The 18339-nt window shown below is 35.4% G+C and carries 17 protein-coding genes; 8 read left to right on the top strand and 9 right to left on the bottom strand.

The genetic code is table 11. The features are described from left to right. Positions 1-67: 67 nt before the first annotated feature. The 6 genes from EL247_RS02365 to msrA form a co-directional block, all read right to left on the bottom strand. Entirely contained in the window at positions 68-1573 is a 1506-nt protein-coding gene (locus EL247_RS02365; protein ID WP_126441938.1) for a flagellin B, read from the bottom strand. A 397-nt stretch (positions 1574-1970) separates the two neighbouring features. Continuing rightward, positions 1971-2897 (bottom strand): Ppx/GppA phosphatase family protein, encoded by a 927-nt coding sequence (locus EL247_RS02360; RefSeq protein ID WP_126441937.1) that lies wholly within the window; start codon positions 2895-2897, stop codon positions 1971-1973. After that, complete coding sequence (locus EL247_RS02355) at positions 2897-4138, bottom strand: ATP-binding protein (RefSeq protein WP_104745952.1); 1242 nt, start codon at positions 4136-4138, stop codon at positions 2897-2899. Before EL247_RS02355 ends, EL247_RS02360 begins: the two co-directional genes overlap by 1 nt. Further along, on the bottom strand, positions 4131-4799 hold the full coding sequence (locus tag EL247_RS02350) for a response regulator transcription factor (RefSeq protein WP_054195504.1): 669 nt from the start codon (positions 4797-4799) through the stop codon (positions 4131-4133). The genes EL247_RS02355 and EL247_RS02350 overlap by 8 nt, the downstream gene beginning before the upstream one ends. Further along, positions 4800-5162, bottom strand: coding sequence for a hypothetical protein (locus tag EL247_RS02345; protein WP_005022431.1), 363 nt, complete (start codon positions 5160-5162; stop codon positions 4800-4802). Between the two features lie 62 nt (positions 5163-5224). Further along, complete coding sequence (gene msrA / locus EL247_RS02340) at positions 5225-5713, bottom strand: peptide-methionine (S)-S-oxide reductase MsrA (protein WP_065828134.1); 489 nt, start codon at positions 5711-5713, stop codon at positions 5225-5227. 432 nt (positions 5714-6145) lie between these two features. Between msrA and EL247_RS02335 the strand changes: the two genes are divergently transcribed. Then, on the top strand, positions 6146-8719 hold the full coding sequence (locus EL247_RS02335; protein WP_104745954.1) for an ATP-dependent Clp protease ATP-binding subunit: 2574 nt from the start codon (positions 6146-6148) through the stop codon (positions 8717-8719). A gap of 68 nt (positions 8720-8787) precedes the next feature. Here the strand turns inward: EL247_RS02335 and EL247_RS02330 are convergent, their stop codons facing one another. Further along, complete coding sequence (locus EL247_RS02330) at positions 8788-9306, bottom strand: hypothetical protein (protein ID WP_104745955.1); 519 nt, start codon at positions 9304-9306, stop codon at positions 8788-8790. Positions 9307-9598: 292 nt separating this feature from the next. On the opposite strand from EL247_RS02330, the gene EL247_RS02325 reads away from it, so the two are divergent. Genes EL247_RS02325 through EL247_RS02295 form a run of 7 tightly spaced genes read left to right on the top strand, consistent with a single transcriptional unit; the run spans position 9599 to position 15971 of the window. After that, positions 9599-10654 carry a quinone-dependent dihydroorotate dehydrogenase gene (locus tag EL247_RS02325; RefSeq protein WP_054195494.1) on the top strand — a complete coding sequence of 352 codons (1056 nt, stop codon included), beginning with the start codon at positions 9599-9601 and terminating at the stop codon, positions 10652-10654. A gap of 47 nt (positions 10655-10701) precedes the next feature. Next, positions 10702-11961, top strand: a complete 1260-nt coding sequence (locus EL247_RS02320; protein WP_005022420.1) for a M16 family metallopeptidase — start codon at positions 10702-10704, stop codon at positions 11959-11961. 6 nt (positions 11962-11967) lie between these two features. Beyond that, complete coding sequence (gene dapA, locus EL247_RS02315; RefSeq protein WP_104745621.1) at positions 11968-12882, top strand: 4-hydroxy-tetrahydrodipicolinate synthase; 915 nt, start codon at positions 11968-11970, stop codon at positions 12880-12882. Then, entirely contained in the window at positions 12879-13661 is a 783-nt protein-coding gene (locus EL247_RS02310) for an enoyl-ACP reductase (RefSeq protein WP_054195493.1), read from the top strand. The genes dapA and EL247_RS02310 overlap by 4 nt, the downstream gene beginning before the upstream one ends. Next, positions 13661-14203: a CDP-diacylglycerol--glycerol-3-phosphate 3-phosphatidyltransferase gene (gene pgsA / locus EL247_RS02305; protein ID WP_104745620.1), complete on the top strand. Its 543-nt coding sequence runs from the start codon at positions 13661-13663 to the stop codon at positions 14201-14203. Before EL247_RS02310 ends, pgsA begins: the two co-directional genes overlap by 1 nt. Before the next feature lie 16 nt (positions 14204-14219). After that, positions 14220-15290 (top strand): RIP metalloprotease RseP, encoded by a 1071-nt coding sequence (rseP, locus tag EL247_RS02300; RefSeq protein ID WP_065829050.1) that lies wholly within the window; start codon positions 14220-14222, stop codon positions 15288-15290. A 9-nt stretch (positions 15291-15299) separates the two neighbouring features. Continuing rightward, positions 15300-15971: a YggS family pyridoxal phosphate-dependent enzyme gene (locus EL247_RS02295; RefSeq protein WP_065827081.1), complete on the top strand. Its 672-nt coding sequence runs from the start codon at positions 15300-15302 to the stop codon at positions 15969-15971. Between the two features lie 248 nt (positions 15972-16219). Here EL247_RS02295 and trpA read toward each other — a convergent pair whose 3' ends face one another. Beyond that, positions 16220-16990 (bottom strand): tryptophan synthase subunit alpha, encoded by a 771-nt coding sequence (trpA, locus tag EL247_RS02290; protein ID WP_172594044.1) that lies wholly within the window; start codon positions 16988-16990, stop codon positions 16220-16222. A gap of 3 nt (positions 16991-16993) precedes the next feature. Continuing rightward, complete coding sequence (gene trpB, locus EL247_RS02285) at positions 16994-18259, bottom strand: tryptophan synthase subunit beta (RefSeq protein ID WP_060661605.1); 1266 nt, start codon at positions 18257-18259, stop codon at positions 16994-16996. Between the last annotated feature and the right edge of the window lie 80 nt (positions 18260-18339).

Genomic DNA, 18339 nt, shown 5'->3' with positions numbered 1-18339 from the left:
AATTAATGCTATAAAAATAAAACTTCCCTCTAGCCCTAAGGCTAGTGAGAAGCCAAAATATTTGTAACTACTGAAGAAGTCTTAAGATATTTTGTTGCACTGTGTTAGCTTGACTCATTGCATAGCTTCCAGCTTGTGCAAGAATGTTAAGGTTAGAGTAGTTTGCTGATTCACTAGCAAAATCTACTTCTCTAATTCCTGATTCAGCAGATTTTACATTCACTTGAGTGATTGTAATATTATTGATAGTAGATTGCATTTGTTGTTGGATAGAACCAAGGTCTGCACGAATAGTATCAAGTTGTTTGATTGCAGATTCTGCAATATCCATTACAAGCATTGCACCTTTAAGAGTTGTAACACCTGCTCCAAGAGTTCCACCAACAGCACCACTCCAAGAACCAGCATTTGCACCAATAGCAGATTTAATATCTGCACTTAATTCACCTTTGATTTGTCTGAGAGTAGTGGTAGTTTGAGCTGCTGCTGAACCAATTGAAGTTGTAATATCATCTAGCCCTGTTCCACTTACTTTAATATCTCCAGCACCAAGTTTAGTTAATGTAAGAGAACCGACAAAGGTTTCACCCGCTGTTCCAGCACCTGTTACAACATTAGCAGCACCAGCACTCAAACCATCACCTGTAATTTGAATTGCTCTACCATCAGTAGAAGTAAGCACTAATCGTCCATCTTTATCAACGGAAGCTTCAACCCCTGTAGTATCTTTGTAAGCATTGATTGCTTGAACTAATCTATTATCTTTGTCGTTTTCTTGGATACCTGTAATATTACCGATACTTACACCATTGATTGTTAAGCTTGTAATATCTCCTGCGTCAATTGCATCTGTACCAACCATTACTACAGTATAATCTGCACGGATTCCACCTAAATTATCAGAGTTTTTATTGATTGCTTCTGCGACTGCACCAAGACCTGTTCCAGCTGAAGTAGAAATGGTAACACTTTCAATGCTTACATTTTGTCCGCCATTAGCTGCGATGAAATTCATAGCCACATCGCCTATTGCAGTAAATGTCATTGTCTCACTTCTAACATGTCCGATTTTATCAGAGCTTGTTGCACCAATACTTGCACGGATTGTTTGGTTAGAATATGCACCCACTTGGAATTCTTTGTTAGTAAAACTACCTGCAAGTAGATTTAAACCATTATAAGAAGTTGTTTGAGCAATATTATCTAATGATTCTATAAGTCTGTTAATATCTGCTTGTATCGCTGTTCTTGTAGTTGTAGTTTGACCATCTTGAGCAGCTTGTGTCGCTTTTGTCTTAATAGTATCAAGGATTTTTACTTGCTCATCCATTGCTTTATCGGCAATTTGGATAATTCCCATACCATCATTTGTGTTACGAATTGCTTGACCCAACGCATTTGCTTGAGAACGCAAACTATCAGCAATCGCCATACCTGAAGCGTCATCTTTAGCAGAGTTGATTCTCAAACCTGAACTTAGTTTTTGCAAAGAACTAGAAAGACTAGTTTGTGTGAAAGTACTTTGAGCTGTTGCATTTAATGCATTAACATTCGTATTGACTTGAAAAGCCATTTTAAACTCCTTTTATATTGCCTCGCCTTCCTTGGCTTAGCTTGTAATTTAACCCTTCAACAAAAAAGCTTTTGCAAGAACAACTCTTGCTAACCAACTTCCTTGTTTGGTTATGTGATTATATCGGATATTTTTTTAAAAACTTTAATAAAATTTGGATATTTTTATCAAAAATTGACAATCATTTTAATTTTGATAGCACAAGCAATATTCTTTAGAATCTCGCAAATAAACCTCTAATGCTTCAATGATATATTGTTTTATTTTTTCTGCCACTTCTTCAAAATTATTTGACATTGGATAAAATTTTTGAATTTTTCTTTTTCGTAGATTTAGAAATAACGCTCTAGGTTTCTTTTTGTTTTTGATAAAACGTGTGTAAATATTAATAGGAATTTTATATTTGCTTATCTAAAATTCCCAAAATTGCAGCACCTTCACGAACTCCCTCATCAAGAATTAAGCACTCTTGAAAATCCAAAATTTCCATAAACAACAAAAACAACACAATTCCAAATGGCACTACATCAGCCCTAAATACCCCAACTAGATTTTCACGCTCTTTGTAGCTTAAAGATAGGAATCTTTCTAGCTCATCTCTAAAATCTACCCTATGCAAAGTCTCTCCAAAAACCTTTTTTGAATCATATTGTTTTAACCCCATTTTAAAAGCACAAACCATTGTTGGAGTGCCACTATTTGCCACCAAAAACTTTGCTTTTCTCCCCTGCTTTTGATTCTCTTCAATAAACTTTTGAATCGGTGCTAAAACCTCATCTTTGCATTTAAGAAGATTCTCTATACTTTTATATTTATCTTTTGCTTTTACAATCCCTATTTCAAAACTTTTTGCAAAAATCCTCTCTTTAGTGCAAAAAATAAACTCACTACTTGCCCCTCCCATATCCACCAAAACATAACAATCTTGTTTATACTTTGGATTTGTTTTTTGCAGATTTTCTATTGCCATTTGCGGAGCTAATGAAGTAATATAGGCTTCCTCATCTCCCTTGATAATCTTAAAACAAATCCCACTTGCTATCTCAATAGCTTTCAAAATCTCTTGATTATTCTTAGCCTGTCTCATAGCTTGAGTTGTAAGTGCGACGATTTTATCCTTTGGGGTAACCCTTAATTCCTTTTTCATTCTCTCCAATCCCGCAATAATCCGCTCTAATGCATTCTTGCAAATCTCTCCACTTTCTTCTAACCCCTCTGAAGTCCTTACCACTTCTTCATATTCACAAAGCACTTGACACTTTTCATTCATTCTTACCCCACGCAAAGAATTACTTCCCAAATCAATCCCGATACACTCTTTCATTACAATGCCTTAAAAATAATCATAAAATAATGCCGATTTACTTTATACTGATATTCTAGCTTCAAATGGTGCATTTCTAAAATCCCTTTGATAATCCCCAACCCCAAGCCATATCCTTGAGTTAATTCATGTTTTTTGTCGCGATAAAAAGGTTCAAAATATTCTTGAATATTCTTTTGCAATCTTTCCCCCTCATTACTCACCCCAAGACAGAATCTCTCTTTGTCCCACCTTTGTGTAAAAACTTCAATTTTCCCACCACTTTTATATTTCCTTGCATTTTCAATCAGATTCTTTAAGGCTATGGAAAGAAAATTCAAATCCCCAAAAATCTTAAAATTTTCTTGTATGTAAATCTCTAATTCCGCCTCATCAACAAATATATGATTCAAGGTTTCAAGCACCAAAGTTTCTACAAAAAACTCTTTAAACTCTAGCAAATCCTTACCTTCTTGCACTTTTTCAAAAGTTAAAATTTGGCTTGTTAGCTCATCAAGATTCTTAATGGCTTTGTTTAATATCTCTTTTTGAGGATTTGGAGGCATTAGCTCTAAGGCAAGTTTGGCTTTAGAAATTGGAGTTTTTAGCTCATGTCCGATATTCCGCAAAATAAACTCTCTTACCTCCATAAGTTTAGAAATTTTTATTGCCATTGCATTGAAGCTTCTTGCCAAAAGTGCTTGTTCTGGCTCTTTTGGGACTTTAATACGCACTTTATAATTCCCTTTGCTAAATTCTTCCAAAGAATTGCGCAAAATTTTCATCGGGTGCAAAATCGCCAAAATAATTGCAAAAGTCAAAAACAAAATCAAAAAGTCCAACAAAATCCACCAATTCAAATTATTTCCAAAAGATAATTGCTCTTTGAAATTTTTTTGTGCTATGTAAGATTCTCCCAAATATTCTAACCCAAACCCATAATCTTGATGAATCTTGAAAATTTGCATTTTAGCCAAAGAATCGCTACTTTTATAAATCACAACCGCTTCTTTTGGGATTTTATCTACACGCACAAAACCATAGTTTTTGATAAGAGTTTGGATTCTGCGGATATTTCCATTGATGAGCTCTAGCATAGATTGCTGTGCCAAAAAAGTCGTTTGCGAGATGATTTTCTCTTCCTTTTCCCTCAAACTTGAAATATTCAAAGAATAAGTAATAATCGCACTAATCACAATAGAAACAAAAAAAAGTAAATAAATTTGAACAAACAAAGAAGGATAAAGCCACTTTTTAATCACAGAATTTATACCCTATTCCCCAAACAGATTGTATGTATTTTGGCTCTTTTGCATCATCTCCTAGCTTTGCGCGTAAATTTCTAATATGTGTATCAATGCTTCTTAGCGAAGAATCTGGGGCAATACTTGAAATAGCTTGCGAGAGAGATTCTCGTGAATAAGGTTTGCCCTTATTAGAAATTAGAAGATTCAATATTTCAAATTCCGCTGGAGTAAGATCTATAGAGTATCCATCTAAGGTTACTTTGCGTTTATTGCTATCTACTTCCAACTCTCCACAACGCAAAACTTGATTAGCAGAATACCGCTTCAACAAGGCATTAATTCTAGCCACAAGCTCAATAGGTTCATAAGATTTTGCCAAATAATCATCTGCTCCTCGCTCAAACCCCAAAATCTTGCTCCCAATATCCCCTCTAGCTGAGGACATAATAATAGGCAAATCGCTGATTTCTCGCATTTTCTTGCATAGCTCCAATCCGTCCATTTCAGGCAACATAATATCTAATACCGCTAAATGAAAATTTTGTTTTGACTTCAACATCTCCAAAGCCTCTTTTGGACTATCTGTCGCCACTGCTTCCATTCCACTTTTTTTGAGATAATCCACCAAAAGCCTTTGCATATCCAAATCATCTTCCACAATCAAAATCTTATACATTTAATCTTCCCCTATAAATTCCATCAAATTAACAATTTCTTGTTCATCCAAAATTTGCCCAATACTCCTATAAAATGTGATTTTAGCGTGAATATAATCTTGATAAATATTTTCTAATTTTCTTTGATATTCTACAAAATTCACACTTCCATAACCATTTTTTGCAATCTCAGATAAAATCCCATATTCCACTATTTCATTGTTTTTGTGATAATTCTGCCTTTGTTTATAAAATTCAATCATTGCTTCTCTCAAAACTTCTTTTTTTGCATTAGGAATCTCCAAAAACTTCAATCCCTCTTCGATATTTTTTGCTCCAAGATTTATACCAAAAATCAATAAAAAAACAACCAAAAAACGCATACTTTACACCTAATCTTTTTGATGAGATTCTACTCTAAAAATGTTAAGCTATTCTTGATATTTCATTCCAACGCCTTGCTTAAATCAATATGACAATAGCCATTAGGATTTTTGGCAAGGTATTTTTGATGATAAGATTCTGCAGGGTAGAAATTTTCTAATTCCAAAATTTCTGTAACAATTTTTTGGGGTAAAGATTTTTGCAGATTTTCCACAAACTTTGCCACTTCTTGAAGTATTTTAGAATCCAAAGCATAAATTCCACTGCGATATTGTGTCCCAAAATCATTGGCTTGGTAATTCAAACTAAAAGGATTGACAATCTCAAAAAACCTCTCCAAAATTTCCCTCAAAGATAAAATATCACTTTCATACACTATTTTAACTGCCTCCACTGCCCCCGTGATTCCACTACACACTAGCTCATAGCTGGGATTTTCTATTTTGGAATTTGCATACCCAACCTCAGAATCCACCACACCCCTAACCAAATCAAAATACCCTTGAATCCCCCAAAAACAACCCCCTGCTAAATAAATCACTTGTCGCACAAAAATCCTTTAAAGAAATATTATTATTGTATAATCAAAATTTTTAAACTTCTTTAAGAAAGAATAAAAGATAAATCCAAAATTTCTAATTTTTCATAGAAATAGAAAAATACAAAGGGTTGCAAATTTCCCTACCAAAAGAGATTAATCAATGCTATAAATATGCCAAACTCATTGAATTTTAAAATCAAGGTTTAAAAAATCTTGCTTATCACATCAAACCACACAACAAAATTTAAAAGCTAGATTCATACATACTACCCTATCTCACAATCCAACTATCAAATCCTATCAAAACTGCTAATAATACCACTTCTGCACACCTCTTTTCCAAATCAACAATCAAACTTTTAGTATTTTATTATTATAAAACTTGACAATAATTGACTAAAGTTATATAATGCCACTAAAATAAATTTTTAGGAGAATGCTATGAATTTACTAGAAAAACTCACTAACACTATGCAAGAAACACTAGAGCAAGGCGCTTCTTTGGCATTACACAACCAAAACCAAGAAATTGAGCCTATCCACCTTTTTTGGGCAATGCTAACCAACACTAATTCTCTTTTAAACCAAGCCCTAAATCGCTTAAATATTGACAAAACCGCCCTAGAATTAGAAGCTAAAAGCCTAGCAAATAATCTCCCCAAAAGCTCTTCGCTTAGCAAAGAAACGCTAAAAATCTCACGAAATCTTAGCAATGCACTCAATCAAGCCGATGGTTTAGCCACAAGCAATGGAGATTCTTACATTGCCATTGATACTTTTATCCTTGCCAACCTCAATGATGAAACAATCAAAAATCTTTTTGGCAAATACCTCGATATTAGCGAACTTAAAAAAACTTTTGAGGCAATGCGTGGCGGGGCAAAAATCGATTCTCAAAGTGGCGATGAAAACCTTGAATCTTTAGAAAAATTTGGGGTAGATTTAACCCAAAAAGCACTAGAGGGCAAACTAGACCCTGTAATTGGCAGAGATGAAGAAATCAACCATATGATGCAAATTTTAATCCGAAAAACCAAAAATAATCCCATTTTATTAGGCGAACCCGGAGTTGGTAAAACCGCTGTTGTAGAGGGATTAGCCCAAAGAATCATCAAAAAAGAAGTCCCCATTTCTCTACAAAATAAAAAAGTTATTGCCCTAGATATGAGCGCCTTAATTGCTGGAGCAAAATACCGCGGAGAGTTTGAAGATAGGCTAAAAAAAGTCATTGATGAAGTAACAAAAGCCAAAAATATTATACTTTTCATTGATGAGATTCACACTATTGTCGGTGCTGGTGCGAGTGAAGGCAGTATGGATGCCGCAAATATCCTAAAACCAGCTCTTGCAAGAGGGGAACTCCACACCATTGGCGCAACTACACTCAAAGAATACCGCAAATACTTCGAAAAAGATGCTGCGCTACAAAGGCGATTCCAACCAGTGCCTGTGAATGAACCAAGCGTCAATGAAGCTTTGCAAATCTTGCGTGGAATCAAAGAAAGGCTTGAAGCTCACCACAATGTAACAATTACTGATAGCGCCTTAGTCGCCGCTGCAAAACTCTCAAACCGCTATATCACCGATAGATTTTTGCCTGATAAAGCCATTGATTTGATTGATGAAGCAGCAGCAGAGCTTAAAATGCAAATTGAATCAGAGCCAAGCGAACTAGCCAAAGTCAAAAGAGAAATCGAATCTCTCCAAGTCGAAAAAGAAGCACTTTTGATGGAAAAAAGCAAAAAAAACAATGCTAGAATCCAAGAAATCCAAAAAGAACTAAGCGATAAAAATGAAACCAAAAAGACGCTTGAAGCACAATTTGAAAATGAAAAGCAAGTTTTTAACGAAATTGCTAATATCAAAATTCAAATTGATTCACTAAGGACAGAAAGCACTTTGGCAAAACGCAATAGCGATTTCAACAAAGCCGCTGAAATTGATTATGGAAAGATTCCAGAACTTGAAAAATCCCTAGAAGAGCAAAATCAAAAATGGGAAAAAATGCAAGAAGCAGGAACTCTACTTAGAAATGCAGTATTGCCAGAATCCATTGCTGCGGTTGTTAGCCGATGGACACAAATCCCAATTAAAAAAATGCTGCAAGATGAAAAGGATAGAATCTTAGGAATCGAAGAAGAGCTCAAAAAAGACGTTATAGGGCAAGACAAAGCACTTCATGCTATTGCAAGAGCCATCAAACGCAATAAAGCTGGACTTAGCGAACTAAATCGCCCCATTGGAAGTTTTTTATTCCTAGGACCCACTGGTGTAGGAAAAACAGAATCCGCTAAAACCCTAGCAAGATTCCTCTTTGATAGCGAGAAAAACCTCATTCGCATTGATATGAGTGAATATATGGAAAAACATGCTGCAAGCCGCCTTGTAGGTGCGCCTCCGGGATATGTGGGCTATGAAGAGGGCGGACAACTCACAGAAGCGGTGCGAAGAAAGCCTTATAGTGTCGTGCTTTTTGATGAGATTGAAAAGGCACACCCTGATGTGTTTAATATGCTTTTGCAAGTGCTTGATGATGGAAGATTGACAGATAACAAAGGCGTGACAATTGATTTTAGAAACACTATTATCATTTTGACTAGCAATATTGCCAGCGATAAGATTATGGAACTAAAAGATGAAAATACCAAAGAAAAGGCAGTCAAAGAAGCACTCAAAGCGTATTTTAAACCCGAGTTTTTAAATAGACTTGATGATATTGTAATTTTCAATCCTTTGGGAATAGAGCAAATTACGCATATTGTAGATATTCTCTTTAGAAATATCCAAAAGAAAGTGCTTGAGAGGGATATCCAAATAGAGCTAGAACAAAGTGCTAAAGAATTGATTGCAAAAGTTGGTTTTGACCCAACCTTTGGAGCTAGACCGCTTAAGAGAGCTTTGTATGAGGAAGTAGAAGATAGATTGGCTGATTTGATTTTACAAGGGGAAATCAAAGAAGGTAGCAAGGTAACTTTCTATGCAGAAAATGAGGAAATTAAGACAAAAATTTCTTAAACACCTATCAAGCCAAAGGCTTGGTAGGAAACCCCTAATAACTCCATCATTGATTTAAAATTCCAAAACTAATTAATCAATTTTTCATAGAATCTCTTTTTTAATCGCCAATACCGCACCCAAAACCATAAATATCCCCCTTTATACCATTGCTTGTGTGATTTGATAAAAGCTTCCCCAACCTTATAATAAAATCCTTCTTGAATAGCCAAAACCTCTTTGTAATCCTCATAATTTTCAAGTTTTAGTTTCTCTTTAGAATCTATTTTTTGATGAAATTCATAGATTTTACGAACATAGAACAAAATAAAAGGCAAAATCAAAAGCCCCAAAATATTTTTAGAATTAAAGCAAATCGCACTTCCAAGTTTGTAATTAAGATGATTTTTCACTCTTTTTACTGCACCTATAGGCTTTTTATTTTGAATCTTATCCAGCGATTTTTGAAACTCCAAATAAATCCTTTGAAGCTCTTTGCCTTGCAGCTTACTCACTTCCTCTTTGAAGTTAGAAATATCACACATTAGGCTTTTATCCAGCTCACTAATCTTTCTTAAAAGATTGCTTTTATAGATTCTTGCCTGCAATGCCTCATAAGTTTCTTTGTGTTTATAGGGAAAAACCTCAATTAATTCTTGTTTTACGCTCCACTAACTCCAAATTCAGAGCATCACCTAAATTATACTCTCCCCTCCAATAATACAAGGGAATGCTTGATAAATTACTATTTAGCCCCCCCCCCCCAATCTATCAATTCTACTCATTTAGATTCCTTTATTTCTTTTTTAGATTAAATTATGATTATACTTTCAGAAAGTTTAAAAATTTATTTAAATAAAAATGCTACAATTACAGAATCAATTTTAATTAGAGGCAATAATGTTTAGTTACCAATCCATACGACCCTATTTATTTAAAAGTGACCCAGAAAAAGCACATCATTTTATTGAAATATGTGCAAAATTAGCTCCAAAGATTCCGGGAATATTACCTCTACTTTCTCAAAAAACTTGTATTGACAATCCTATTTTAGCTCAAAAAATTGATGGTATGGACTTTTATAATCCCATAGGTTTAGCAGCAGGATTTGATAAAAATGCCACAATGATACATTCCTTAAGTGCGTTAGGATTCTCACATTTAGAGCTTGGTGCAGCCACTCCAAACCCACAAAGCGGCAATGAAAAACCTCGTTTGTGGCGACACATACAAGAAGAATCAATCCAAAACGCAATGGGCTTTAATAATGATGGTGCAGATACTATTGCAAATCGCTTAGAAAAATTATATCCTTTTGCGATTCCTCTAGGTTTGAATATCGGCAAAAACAAAACCACTCCACAAGAAAAAGCATTAGAAGACTATCTTTCTTTAGCAAAGAGTTTTGCAAATTGCACGGATTACCTAAGCGTCAACATCAGCTCTCCAAATACCCCAAATTTGCGTGATTTACAAAATGAATCTTTTATACAAGAATTATTTTTAGAGCTTTGCAAAATCTATCAAAAGCCTATATACCTCAAAATTGCACCAGATTTAAGCATAGATTCTATCCTCAAACTCACAGAAGTTGCTATCAATAATGGTGCTAAGGGAATTATTGCCACTAATACCACTTTGGATTATTCACTTCTCCCAAATCCAAAAGAAAAAGGTGGTTTAAGCGGTAAAGTTTTAGCCCAAAAAAGCAAAGAAATCCTAAAAGAAATCGCCAAAGTTTATGCCAAAAAAACAACCATCATTAGCGTAGGAGGTATAGCAACCCCTCAAGATGTTTTTGAAAGAATCACACTTGGTGCAAATTTGGTTCAAATCTATACTTCCCTTATCTTTGAAGGTCCTATGTTGATAAAAAAACTCAATGAAGGCTTGGTGCAAATTTTGGAAGACCATCATTTTGTAAATATACAAGATGCAATAGGTATCAACTTATGAAAATAGCTCGATTATTAATTTTATTTGCTTATTTAACAGGAGTTTTAATGGCACAAGAATCTGTTCTCCCAAAACATTATCAAACAACGCTAAAAAATGGTTTAGAAGTTTTTATTATCCCTTTAAAAAACCAAAGCAATGTCATCACAACAGATATTTTTTACAAAGTCGGAAGTCGCAATGAAACAATGGGCAAAAGCGGCATTGCACATATGCTAGAACATTTAAATTTCAAATCTACAAAAAATCTTAAAGCAGGTGAATTTGATAAAATCGTAAAAAGTTTTGGAGGTGGGACAAATGCCTCTACAAGCTTTGATTATACACATTATTACATCAAATCAAGCTCCCAAAATCTAGGCAAAAGCCTAAAACTTTTTGCTGAACTTATGCAAAATCTCAAGCTCAATGATGAAGAATTTCAGCCCGAACGCAATGTCGTAGCAGAAGAAAGATTATGGCGGACAGATAATAATCCGATGGGATATTTATATTTTAGACTCTTTAATACCGCTTATGTGTATCACCCTTATCACTGGACACCCATTGGCTTTATGGAAGATATTAGAAATTGGAGTATTGAAGATATTAGAGAGTTTCACAAAACCTATTATCAACCCAAAAATGCTAGTATTGTAATTGCAGGTGACATCAACGAAAAAGAAGCGCTAAAAGAAGTAAAAAAATATTTTGAATCCATTCCTAATACCAACTTAGAGATACCAAAACTGCACACAATTGAACCCAAACAAGATGGTTTGCGTCAAACCAACATACACAAACAAACAGAAGTAGAAATTCTAGCCCTTGCTTATAAAATCCCTCCCTTTAATCACAAAGATCAAATTGCCCTAAGTGCTTTGAGTGAGATTTTAAGTGGTGGAAAAAGCAGCATATTATCAAGTGTCCTTGTAGATAAAAAAAGGCTTGCAGCAGAAGTTTATGCCTATAATATGGATTTAATTGATGAGGGGGTATTTATCATAATGGCTTTGGCAAATTCCAACATTAGCCTAGATAAAATCCAAAAAGAGATTCTAGCTCAAATTGAATCTATCAAGCAAGGGAAATTAAAACAAAGCGAGCTAGACAAAGTCAAAACGAATATGCGTGCAAATTTTTTATATGAATTAGAATCTAGCAGTGGAGTGGCAAACCTCTTTGGCTCTTACATTGCAAGGGGAGATTTGCAAACCCTACTTGATTTTGAAAAAAATTTTGAAGCGCTCAAAATACAAGATATTATAGAAGTAGCTAATAAATATTTTAATCTCAACAATGCTACTATTGCAACTTTGCAAAAGTGAGGAAATATGCAAATAAAAGAACAAATTATTGGTGCGATGACTGCCTTAATCACACCCTTTAAAAACAACAAACTAGACTTAGAAACTTACGAAAAATTAATCCAAAGACAAATTAATAATGGCATTGATGTTATTGTGCCAGTTGGGACTACCGGAGAATCCGCCACACTTAGCCACCAAGAGCACAAAGAATGTATCGAGGTCGCCCTTAGTGTTGCCAAAAAAAATAAGCTTGATGGCAAAAATATCAAAGTCTTAGCGGGAGCTGGGAGCAATTCCACACAAGAAGCCATCGAGCTTGCAAAATTTGCAGAAAATACCGGAGCTGATGGAATCTTGTGTGTAACTCCTTATTATAATAAACCCACACAAGAAGGACTTTATCAACACTACAAAAGTGTTGCAAATGCAATTTCTATCCCATTAATGCTCTATAATGTCCCCGGACGCACTGGAGTAAATCTCGAAAATCACACAATCTTAAGGCTTTTTAACGAAGTGCAAAATATCTATGCTATCAAAGAAGCTAGTGGGAATCTCGAAAAAATCATTGATTTAAATGCCAAAGCAAAAAACCTAATTATCACAAGCGGGGATGATGTTATTAATTACCCCGTGCTTTGCTGTGGAGGTATGGGAGTGATTTCAGTAACCTCTAATCTCTTACCCAACAAAGTTGCAGAACTCACTCATAGCATTCTATTAGAATCTAATTACCAAAAAGCACACAATCTTAGCAATGAGCTTTATGCTATCAACAAAGCCCTTTTTATCGAAAGCAATCCAATCCCTATAAAAGCTGCGATGTATCTAAGCGGACTTCTTCATACTTTAGAATACCGCTTACCACTTGTTCCACCAAGTGCAGAAAATCTTAAAATTTTAGAAAATATCTTAACAAAATACGAGGTAGTCAAATGATAGAAAATTTCAAAGGAAAAACATTAGTTATCAGCGGAGCGACGCGTGGGATAGGCAAAGCGATTCTTTATCGTTTTGCACAAAATGGAGTAAATATTGCCTTTACCTACAATAAAAACGAAGAAGAAGCGCAAAAAATAATTGCCGATGTAGAAACCAAATACAAAATCAAAGCCAAAGCCTATCCGCTAAATGTCTTAGAGCCCGAAACATACAAAGATTTATTTGCAAAAATTGATGAAGATTTTGAAAGAGTGGATTTTTTTATTAGCAACGCAATTATTTATGGCAAAAGCGTAGTTGGTGGATTTGCTCCCTTTATGCGTCTTAAACCAAAAGGCTTAAACAATATTTACACAGCAACCGTTCTAGCTTTTGTCGTAGGCGCACAAGAAGCAGCTAAAAGAATGCAAAAAATAGGTGGTGGGAGCATTATCACTCTAAGCTCTACTGGGAATCTTGTCTATATGCCAAATTATGCAGGGCATGGTAATTCAAAAAATGCAGTAGAAACAATGGTAAAATACGCCGCAATGGAGCTTGGAGAGTATAATATACGAGTTAATGCGGTGAGTGGTGGTCCTATTGATACAGATGCACTCAAAGCATTCCCAGATTATGCTGAGGTAAAAGCGAAAGTTGAAGAGCAATCTCCACTCAATCGAATGGGCAAACCAGAAGATATTGCGGGAGCTTGTTTATTCTTATGTGATGAAAATGCAAGTGCATGGCTCACAGGACAAACAATTGTAATTGATGGTGGCACAAGCTTTAAGTAATGAATTTAAAAACCTTACCTAATATTCTAACTACACTTAGAATCGGTTTTGCATTTTTGCTTTTAGCCATTTTGCTTTATGGGCGAGATTGGTTGCCAGATTCAATCCACCCCACTTGGATAAATTACCTTGCTTGTTTGGTTTTTTGCCTTGCTAGCATTACTGATTTTTTTGATGGCTTTATTGCAAGGAACTTTCAAGTAACAAGTGTTTTTGGCGAGATTTTTGACCCACTTGCAGATAAGTTATTAATGCTGAGTGCTTTTATTGGGCTTTTAATCCTTAATAGGGCTGATGCATGGGCAGTTTTTTTGATTTTGGGGAGAGAATTTTTCATCACAGGATTAAGAGTTATTGCAGCAAGCAAAGGCTTAAAAGTCGCTGCATCTAACCTTGGCAAATACAAAACCGGCTTACAAATCACCGCCATTGCCTTTTTATTGATGGATTATTCTTTTGCTAATGCGACTTTATGGCTTGCAGTTATCATTACACTTTATTCAGGCTATGATTATACTAAAGCCTACACAAAAACAAGATAACAAATAAGGGATTCTTATGGGATTAATCGGTTCAATTCTAGTTTTAGCCTTTTTGGTTTTTTTTCATGAATTAGGGCATTTCTTAGCTGCAAAATTTTTTGGAGTGAAAGTAGAAGCTTTTAGCATAGGCTTTGGGAGTCAAAAACTCTGGAAAAAACAAATCGGCGAGACAGAATACTCCTTGCGACCTATTCCACTTGGCGGTTTTGTTCAGCTCAAAGGGCAAAGCGATATAGACCCAAAAAATCGCAATTATGATAACGATAGCTTATATGGAATTGCAGGGTATAAAAGATTGATTATCTTGGCTGCTGGTTCTTTTTTCAATCTTCTTTTGGCTTTTTTGCTTTATATTGCCATTGCCCTAATAGGACAAAATGAATTAGCCCCCGTTATAGGCAAAGTTCAAGAAAATAGCCCCGCAAGCCTTGCAAACCTAAAAGCCGGAGATGAAATCACCTCAATTAATGGAGAAAATATTCGCACTTGGAATGCTCTTAATGAAACAATTGCCGCTTCACAAGGGAATTTAGAAATTACATTTTTACGCGACAATCAAGAACATACCACCACCTTAACACCCAAAATTGGCACAAGCAAGAATCTTTTTGGAGAGACAATCACACGCCCACTCATTGGGATTGTCGCTGCTAATGAATTAAGGATTATTTCTTATTCACTCACAGAAAGTATCCCTTATGCGTTTTTTCAAACTCTACAAGCTGGAACTTTAATTTTGCAAGGTTTGGAAAAAATGATTATGGGAGTTGTGCCTCTTAGCGAAGTAGGCGGAGTTGTATCCATTGTCTCTATCACCAAAAAAGCAACCGAGCTAGGAATTGTTACTCTTTTTACCTTTACTGCTTTGATTTCGGTGAATCTTGGTATTTTAAACCTCTTGCCTATCCCTGCATTAGATGGCGGACACATCGTTTTTACCCTCTATGAAATGATTACCAAAAAAATTCCAAGCCTTAATACCCTTTATCGCCTAACAATTGCTGGTTGGGTTTTTTTGTTTGGACTTATGGGGCTTGGGTTGTATAATGATATGATTCGGATTATGAATGGCACAATGCCTTTTTAAAGGAATTTTATGAATCGCTTTCAAGAAAACCTCATCAATGCAATTGACAAAATAGAAAAAGCTAGAATCTCTGTGGATAGACACCGAATCATAAGGCTTGTAGCAGTGAGCAAATATTCTAGCACTCAAGAAATCCAAGCTCTCTATGAATGCGGACAAAGAGCCTTTGGAGAAAACAAAGTGCAAGATCTATCTTATAAATCCCAAACTCTAGAATCTCTACCCTTAGAGTGGCATTTCATAGGAAATCTCCAAAGCAACAAAATCAATGCCCTATTAAAACTCAAACCTTTTATGTTTCATAGTTTGCACTCCCTCTCTCTTGCTAATGAACTTCAAAAACGATTAGAGAGGGAAAACCTCACACTAAAAACGCTTCTACAAATCAATAGTGCAAAAGAAACCACAAAAAGTGGATTTGATCCAGAATCTGCCTATGAATCTTATCTTCAGATTCAAGAAACCTGCCCTAATATCAAGCTTTGTGGATTAATGAGTATCGGAGCACACACACAAGATACCAAAATTATCCAAAATAGTTTTGAACTAACTTCAAAAATCTATGAAAAACTCCAAAAAAATGGTGCAAATATCTTAAGCATGGGAATGAGTGGAGATTTTGAACTTGCTATTAAATGCGGAAGTAACTGCGTAAGACTTGGGAGCACTCTCTTTAAATAAAATCTCATTTTATCAATGCAACCTTTCTATACAACAATATAAAAACAACTTCAAAATCTAGGAGGCATAGATTACCAAACCTATTAGCCCCCAAATATAAATCCCAACTTTCCTACAATAAAACTTTCCAAATCTCTTTACATTGTCGCAAGATATATAGACACCCATAATCTTTTTTCAACGCATATTATTTCTGTAGTTACTTTAAAGTTTTTGTTTGTCAAAATGCGTATAGATTCTTGAGGTATCTATTTGCCTAATAGCTCTTTTGTAAAAGCACTAAGGCTTTCTTGTAACTCTTTCCCTTCTTTCACGCTTTGGGCAATCATTCTCACAAAAGCACTCCCAACAATCACAATAGGCACAATCCCTCTTAGTGCATCAATCTGCTCCCTACTTTGTATCCCAAATCCCAAAGCAATAGGCTTTGTAGTGTGTTTTTTGACTTTTGCTATATATTCCAAAAGCCTAGAATCAATTTGAGTTTCATTGCCTGTAATTCCATTCCTTGCTACTACATAAATAAAGCTTCCTGTGGCTTTATCAAGCTTTTCCATTCGCTTAGAATTTGTGTATGGGGCAATAAGTGCGATATTTTCTAATCCATATTGCTTGCTCAATCCAAAAAGATTCTCATCATTTTGCAAAGATAAATCCGGCACAATAAGCCCAAAAACACCGCACTCTTTTGCCCTTTTTAAAAATCTCTCCATGCCATAAGCAAACAAAATATTCCCATAAGTCATAATCAAAATTTTAGTTGAGAGATTTCTATCCACAAACGCCCTCTTAAGTTGCACCAAAAATTCAAATCCCAAATCCGTATTAAAGCCTTTTTGGAGAGATTCTTCACAAGCATTTGCAATTGCTACACCATCAGCATTAGGATCCGAAAAAGGGAATTGCACTTCCAAATACTCTGCCCCACCCTCTGCTATTCCAAGTGCTGCCTCCAAACTTCCTTCCAAGCTAGGAAATCCAGCGACAATATGCCCCATTAGCTGTATTTTTTGCTCCATTATCTACCCTTTCATCTCAACAATCTCATTTTGCAAAAACTCACACCAACGATCCTTTTGCAAAGCTTTTGCGGTGATAAAAATATCCTTATCCCCACGCCCTGAAACATTGATAATGATTTTTTTATTCTTCACTTTTTTGGCAATTTTCAATGCTCCAGAAAGTGCGTGGCTTGATTCTAAAGCAGCAATGATTCCTTCATTTTTAGCAAAAAACTTCAAAGCTTCCAATGCCTCATCATCGCTACTAGAGCCAAACTCTACCCTCCCAATCTCTTTTAAATGTGCTAATTGTGGTCCAATCCCAGCATAATCAAGCCCAGCAGAAATCGAATAAGTTTCCAATAAATTTCCATATTCATCACTCAAAAAATAGCTTTTATAGCCTTGTGCGATTCCAAGATGAGCTTCTTTGTTACCCATTCTTATGGCATTTTCTCCAATTCTACTTCCTTTCCCCCCTGCTTCAATCCCCACTAAATGCACTTCCTCATCTTTTAGATAATGGCTGAAAAATCCCATCGCATTGCTTCCTCCTCCCACACAAGCCACCATAATATCCGGATTCCCTTTGAAAAACTTTTGAGTTTGCTTCTTTAGCTCCTTGCTAATCACACTTTGAAACTCCCTTACAATATCTGGGTAAGGATAAGGACCTAATGCACTCCCAAGCACATAAAAAGTATTTTTACAATCTTTACTCCACTCTCTTAATGCCTCATTCACCGCATCTTTTAATGTCTGTGAGCCACTCTCTACACTCACAACCTTTGCCCCCAAAAGCTCCATATTAAAAACATTAGGAAATTGTCGTTTGACATCTCTACTACCCATAAAAATCACACATTCTAAACCAAGCTTTGCGCATGCAGCACTTACAGCAAGCCCATGCTGTCCAGCTCCTGTTTCTGCAATGATTCTTTTTTTGCCCATTTTTTTAGCCAACAGCACTTGCCCTATGGCATTATTAATCTTATGTGCTCCCGTGTTTGCTAGCCCTTCAAACTTCAAATAAATTTCATTACCCAAAATCTTGCTTACATTTTTTGCATAAATTAACGGAGTAGGACGCCCTACAAACTCCGCTAAAAGCCTTTTAAAGTCACTTTTAAATTCATTAGAATCCAAAATACTATGGTATGCCTTTTCTAATTCATCTAACGCAGGATACAAAATTTCAGGGACATATTGCCCACCAAATGAGTGAGTATGCTTTGTCTCTTTTCCAAAAAATCCTTTTTTAGATTCCACAAATATTTTCTTTTTCATTGCCACTTCTTTATGTGCTAAAATTTTTAGCATTATACCCCAAGTAATCAAATTTATTTTTAAAAAAATCCATAGTATAA

This window comes from Helicobacter pullorum, from assembly GCF_900638355.1.
GTDB lineage: Bacteria > Campylobacterota > Campylobacteria > Campylobacterales > Helicobacteraceae > Helicobacter_D > Helicobacter_D pullorum.
This window is presented reverse-complemented; position numbering and strand designations above follow the sequence as displayed.